Annotated in this window: 1 rRNA gene; it reads left to right on the top strand. The window is 54.7% G+C overall.

What is annotated here, in order from left to right:
* Positions 1-445: 445 nt before the first annotated feature.
* Positions 446-548 (top strand): 23S ribosomal RNA (locus KHB019_RS15080); the annotation flags it as partial.

The raw sequence follows: 548 nt of genomic DNA, 5'->3' as shown, positions 1-548 counted from the left end.
AGCCGTACCGGAAGGTGCGGCTGGATCACCTCCTTTCTAAGGAGCATCTGACACCTCCGGGTGTCCAGAACCCAGATCGAAGGCATACGTTCTTCGCTGGGAGCTCATGGGTGGAACATTAGACAAGATGCCAGCGCAGCTGGTTCCTGCTAGTACGCCGGCCTTCGGGTCGGTTGGAAAGTGGGGGCTTGTGATTCTGGCATATGCACGCTGTTGGGTCCTGAGGGACCGGAACCAGCCCTGCTTCTTCGGAGGTGGGGCCGGGACTGTCTCCTCTGGGCCCCTTTCTGGTTCACCGGTTGGTGAGGCGGTGGGGGTACCGCCCGTACTTTGAGAACTACACAGTGGACGCGAGCATCTTCAGCGCAGCCTTCGGGCCGCGTTGTAATGATGATCTTAAAGATCATTAGTCAATTTCAATTTTTGACGATTCGAACTCATGTTGTTTCAAGTCTTTAAGAGCAAACGGTGGATGCCTTGGCATCTGGAGCCGAAGAAGGACGTAGCAATCTGCGATAAGCCTCGGGGAACTGATAAGCAAGTTTTGA

This window comes from Microbacterium sp. KHB019, assembly GCF_037285405.1.
Taxonomy (GTDB): Bacteria; Actinomycetota; Actinomycetes; order Actinomycetales; family Microbacteriaceae; genus Microbacterium.
The sequence above is the reverse complement of the archived record's forward strand: the minus strand, read 5'-3'. Positions and strand labels throughout refer to the sequence as shown.